We start from the raw sequence: 4,540 nt of genomic DNA, 5'->3' as shown, positions 1-4,540 counted from the left end.
AGGTTGTCATTGGTCATGTAGGGCGCCGGGTAGTAGACCCGCCCGATCTTGCCCTCCTTGCGGATCTCGATCTTGGCGACGATCGGGTGGATCGAGGAGGTGGAGTGGTTGATGTAGGAGATGGAGCCGGTGGGCGGTACCGCCTGCAGGTTGCGGTTGTAGATGCCGTCCCGCTTGATCTTCTCCGCCAGCTCCGCCCAGTCCGCGCGCGTGGGCACGTGCACCGACGACGCCGCGAATAGCTCGCGGACCCGCTCCGTGACCGGGACGAAGTCCTGGTTCAGGTACTTGTCGAAGAACTCACCGGACGCGTACTTGGAGTCCTCGAAGCCGACGAAAGTCTCCCCACGCTCCACGGCCAGTTCATGGGAGGCGGTCAGCGCCGCGTACAGCACGCAGGCGAAGTAGACGTTGGTGAAGTCCAGGCCCTCCTCGGAGCCGTAGTGGATGCGCTCGCGCGCCAGGAAGCCATGCAGGTTCATCTGCCCCAGGCCGATCGCATGGGACTCGCGGTTGCCGCGGTTGATGGACGGCACGGACTCCAGTTCCGTCTGGTCGGATACCGCCGTCAATCCGCGCACGGCCGTGCGAATCGTGCGAGCGAAATCCGGGGAGTCCATGGTCTTGGCGATGTTCAGGGAACCGAGGTTGCAGGAGATGTCCTTGCCCACGTGCGCGTAGGACAGGTCCTCATTGAGCACGCTCGGCTCGGACACCTGCAGGATCTCGGAGCACAGGTTGGACATGACCACCTTGCCCTTGATCGGGTTGGCCCGGTTGACCGTGTCCTCGAACATGACGTAGGGGTAGCCGGACTCGAACTGGATCTCGGCCAGCGTCTGGAAGAACTGGCGGGCGTTGATCTTGTCCTTGCGGATGCGTTCATCCGCCACCAGTTCGCGATACTTCTCGGTTACGTTGATGTCCGCGAAGGGCATCCCGTAGACGCGCTCGACGTCGTAGGGGCTGAACAGGTACATGTCCTCGTTCGCCCGAGCAAGTTCGAAGGTGATGTCCGGGATGACCACGCCGAGCGAGAGGGTCTTGATGCGGATCTTCTCATCCGCGTTCTCCCGCTTGGTGTCCAGGAACCGCATGATGTCCGGGTGGTGGGCGTGCAGGTACACGGCACCCGCGCCCTGGCGCGCACCCAACTGGTTGGCGTAGGAGAAGGAGTCCTCCAGGAGCTTCATCACCGGGATGACGCCGCTGGACTGGTTCTCGATGCGCTTGATGGGGGCGCCCATCTCCCGCAGGTTGCTCAGCAGCAGCGCCACACCACCGCCGCGCTTGGACAGCTGCAGGGCGGAGTTGATGCCGCGGGCGATCGACTCCATGTTGTCCTCGATGCGCACCAGGAAGCAGGAGACGGGCTCCCCGCGCTGGGCCTTGCCCTCGTTGAGGAAGGTGGGGGTGGCCGGCTGGAAGCGCCCGGACATCATCTCCTCGATCAGGTCCAGAGCCAGGGCCTCATCGCCGTCGCCCAGCGCCAGGGCGACCATGGTGACACGGTCCTCGAAGCGCTCCAGGTAGCGCTTGCCGTCGAAAGTCTTGAGCGTGTAGGACGTGTAGTACTTGAAGGCGCCCAGGAAGGTCTCGAAGCGGTAGTCGTAGGAGTAGGCGGCCTCAAAGGCGGATTCGACGAACTCGGGGCGGTAGCGCTCCAGTATCTGCTGCTCGTAGTAGCCCTCCCGCACCAAGTACTCCAGCTTCTCCTCCAGGGAGGGGAAGGAGACGGCGTTGTCGTTGACGTGCTGGAGGAAGTACTGGCGCGTAGCCTCGCGGTCGGCGTCGAACTGAATCATGCCGTTCGCGTCGTACAGGTTCAGCTTGGCGTTAAGGGCGTGGTAGTCGAGGTCCGGTACCGACGACGCAGCCACCTCCGGCTCCGGCGTCGCCGTGAGCGGGGTGCTCGTCACATCCGTCAGCGTTTGTGCCAAAACTTGTCCAATCCTTCTTTGACGCGTTCGACGTCGGTAGCGGTGCCGAGCAGCTCGTACCGATAGAGGAAGGGCACATTGAGCTTGCTGGCGATGATCTCACCGGCGATGCCGTAGGCCTCGCCGAAGTTGGTGTTGCCCGAGGCGATGACGCCGCGGCACAGCGACCGGTTGTGCGGGTCATTGAGGAACTTGATGACCTGCTTGGGTACGGCTCCCTTGACGGCGCCTCCTCCATAAGTGGGAACGACGAGGACGTATTCCTCGTGGACGCTCAACGGCTCATCCCCCGGGCGCAGCGGAATGCGTGCGCTGGGCAGGCCGAGCCGCTCAACGAAGCGACGAGTGTTCTCCGAGGTGGAGGAGAAGTAGACGAGGAGGGGGCGGTCGCTCACGAACGCCTGCCCCCACTCAGATGGCGGCGGCCTCTACGGCTACCGCGGCGAGGGCCTTGATCTTGTCCGGACGGAAGCCGGACCAGTGCTCGCCGCCGGCCATGACCACGGGAGCCTGCGCGTAGCCGAGGGAGCGGACCTGCTCCAGGGCCTCGGCGTCAAGGGTGATGTCAACCGTCTCGTAGGACAGGCCGGCCTTGTCCAGGGCGCGGTAGGTCGCGGAGCACTGGACGCAGTTGGGCTTGGAGTAGACGGTGATCGCCATGTCGGTCACTTCCTGGCAGTGAGGTGGGTTGGTTGCTGTAGTTCCGTGCGCGTCCCGGCGCCAACACCGCGTACGGCGGCTTACCGGGATGTAATCACACGCATGTAGTTCTCGGGAGGGCAAACGCCCCCTGCTGTTCGAAACACTACCCCTGGGGGTCGAGGTGCGCCACTACCCCAAGATGATGTGTCTGCCGTTTCCTTGTGCATAGCCCCTCCCGAGCTGTGGACAGCACGCTCCTCGCTGTGGACGCGCCTGTGGAATCGATGCGGCTTCCCCACATCGGCCGCTCCGGGAGGACCGGCGACGACGTCGCCCCGACCGTCCCGGATCGGCGCCCCCATGCTCCCGCGGGGGTCCGACATGAATTCCGACCGCTTAGCCGTCTCCTCCACAGGGACCGCGCCCTTGCGCACCCGCACCCGTCCCCAGGCTGGGGACCAAGTCACAGAAAATGCCTCGCGAATCACCATCCGCCGGGCGTGTCGCGCCGCCACAGGCCCCCACCCATCCAATTCCACCTCACCCGGCAGCCGTGCTACGTTCCATGAGACGACTCACGCCCACCTACCGCGGACAACCGAGAGGACGGCGACGCGACATGGACGCAACCGAGCGCCGGCAGGCGATCCTGGCCCGCCTCGAGAACGCCACCGCACCCCTGGCCGCGGCACTGCTGGGCGAGCAGCTCGGCGTCTCCCGGCAGATCGTCGTCGGTGACGTGGCTCTGCTGCGCGCGGCCGGCCACGCCATTCGGGCCACCAATCGCGGCTACGTACTGGCCCGCCCCAGTTCCAGGCCGCGTCGTGTCTTCCACGTTCAGCACGGCCGCGAGCAGGTGGCCGCCGAACTCTCCGCGATCATCGACTCCGGCGGCATGGCACTGGACACGATCATTGAGCATCGCCTCTACGGCCAGATCACCGTGGACCTGCTCATCCGCAACCGCGCCGAGCTCGAGCTCTTCCTGGAGCGCATGACCGAGTCCTCCACGCTCTCGGAGCTGACCAACGGCTGGCACGCGCACACGGTCGAGGCGGACACCGAGTCTCAGTTGGATGAAATCGAGGCGCGCCTGGAGGAGCTCGGCATCCTGCGCTGAGATCTTCCGTGCGGCCGTCGCAATCGCCCATACGAAGCCCCGCACCCGGCATATTGGCAATCGCACAGGCCAGCGCCTCAGCATTCTGTGCCATACTCGTGACTCAAACGATGCTGCCGCCGGATCACGGCACACACCGCGACCCTTGTCGACCACCTCGAGGCGAAGGAGGCACCTTGACCCCGCAATACGCGAGCCGGCCGATCCCGGCCGGTTGTCGCGCGGCCCCGCGCCAACGGGTCGGCGCCAGTATCGCCATCGACGTGCTGGCCGCGCTTCCGCCCCTCGCGGTCGGCCTGCTGCTGCCGGGTCCGGCCCTCCTCAGACTCACCCTGGTGCTGGCCGCATTCGGAGTCCTGGTGGCGCAGTTCGTCGCCCACTGTCTTTACGGCAGAGGCGTCGGCGGCCTGATGCTCGGCCTGCTCACCGTGGACGCCGATGCCGGTCTGCCCACCGGGACTCCACGCTCCCTGCTGGCACTGATGCATCTGGGCGCAGCAAGCGACGCGGTCGTGCTGGATATCAAGAACGGTCTGGATCCGTCACGGGTAACCCTTGATGAATTGGACGAGTTGGCCGCCCAGCAGCACGGCCCCGTGCTCGACTCCACTCAGCAGCACGGCCCCGTGCTCGATCCCGCCCAGCATCCGCAGGCGCCGGCCGCCCGGGCCGCGGCGCCCGGGCCGCCGCCGGCCCCCTACTCGGCTCCCGGGCCGTCCGCGGGTCGGACTCATTCGGGATCCGGGCGTGACGTCGACGGCGCCTCGGCTCCCCGCCCCTTCGCGGATCGGGCGCCGGACTCGCCGCCCCCGGTGACGCGCGCCGTGCCGGACCCGCC

At 66.3% G+C, this 4,540-nt stretch carries 4 protein-coding genes and 1 pseudogene; 2 read left to right on the top strand and 3 right to left on the bottom strand.

Annotation, left to right across the window (positions count from 1 at the left end):
* The 3 genes from nrdE to nrdH all read right to left on the bottom strand — a co-directional run.
* Positions 1 to 1,880, bottom strand: a 1,880-nt coding sequence (nrdE, locus tag Q4A20_RS14830) for a class 1b ribonucleoside-diphosphate reductase subunit alpha (RefSeq protein WP_303124157.1), incomplete at its 3' end; no start/stop codon positions are given.
* Between the two features lie 44 nt (positions 1,881 to 1,924).
* Positions 1,925 to 2,335, bottom strand: coding sequence for a class Ib ribonucleoside-diphosphate reductase assembly flavoprotein NrdI (gene nrdI / locus Q4A20_RS14825; protein ID WP_303124153.1), 411 nt, complete (start codon positions 2,333 to 2,335; stop codon positions 1,925 to 1,927).
* A gap of 16 nt (positions 2,336 to 2,351) precedes the next feature.
* Positions 2,352 to 2,600, bottom strand: coding sequence for a glutaredoxin-like protein NrdH (nrdH, locus tag Q4A20_RS14820; RefSeq protein WP_303124155.1), 249 nt, complete (start codon positions 2,598 to 2,600; stop codon positions 2,352 to 2,354).
* 601 nt (positions 2,601 to 3,201) lie between these two features.
* On the opposite strand from nrdH, the gene Q4A20_RS14815 reads away from it, so the two are divergent.
* Positions 3,202 to 3,702 (top strand): transcription repressor NadR, encoded by a 501-nt coding sequence (locus tag Q4A20_RS14815; protein WP_303124151.1) that lies wholly within the window; start codon positions 3,202 to 3,204, stop codon positions 3,700 to 3,702.
* A gap of 176 nt (positions 3,703 to 3,878) precedes the next feature.
* Positions 3,879 to 4,540 (top strand): annotated as a pseudogene (locus Q4A20_RS14810) (hypothetical protein); the annotation flags it as partial.

Origin of the sequence: Actinomyces sp. (genome assembly GCF_030530635.1) — a bacterium.
Classification (GTDB): Bacteria; Actinomycetota; Actinomycetes; order Actinomycetales; family Actinomycetaceae; genus Actinomyces.
Note: the sequence above shows the minus strand (reverse complement) of the source record. Positions and strands in the feature narration are given on the sequence as shown.

Coding starts and splice junctions, on each gene's coding strand:
- nrdH (WP_303124155.1), bottom strand. CDS start 2,600: ATGGCGATCACCGTCTACTCCAAGCCCAACTGCGTCCAGTGCTCCGCG.
- Q4A20_RS14815 (WP_303124151.1), top strand. CDS start 3,202: ATGGACGCAACCGAGCGCCGGCAGGCGATCCTGGCCCGCCTCGAGAAC.